This window comes from Campylobacter sp. RM5063 (assembly GCF_024723655.1).
Classification (GTDB): domain Bacteria; phylum Campylobacterota; class Campylobacteria; order Campylobacterales; family Campylobacteraceae; genus Campylobacter_D; species Campylobacter_D lari_D.
Map to the genome: position 1 here is coordinate 1 of NZ_JANQDA010000070.1, position 498 is coordinate 498.

The following is a 498-nucleotide window of genomic DNA, read 5'->3' on the forward strand; positions in this document are numbered from 1 at the left end:
AATGAAGCTAAATTAATACAAATACAAAATTCAAACAATGTTCTTAATAAAACCATAAAAGAAAAAGACAATATTATAAATTCTAAAATAAATCACATCAATCAATTACAAAGTAACATACAAGAAAATTTAACTCAACTCAATCAAGCCCAATCTAAACTATCCTTCCAAACCAAATACGGCACAGCCAAAATAAGAATTCAAAACCAACTCTCATATAAATTAGGTCAAGCTATGATAGTAAATTCAAAATCTTGCTTAGGTTACTTAATAATGCCTATGGCATTATTAAGTATAATAATTTCACACAAACAAGAACAAAAAATCTATCAAGAAAAAATAAAAAAAGATCCTTCTTTAAAATTACCTCCTTTAGAATCATATCCTGATTATAAAGAAGCCTTAAAACTTAAAAATCATCTTTCTTATAAACTAGGACAAGCTCTTATAAAAGCTAATAAAACTTGGTATAAAGGTGGATATGTTAAGATGTGGTTT

General features: G+C 25.7%; 1 pseudogene. It reads left to right on the forward strand.

The window, feature by feature from the left end:
• A pseudogene (locus tag CAMP5063_RS08410) lies at positions 1-498 on the forward strand (alpha-2,3-sialyltransferase); the annotation flags it as partial.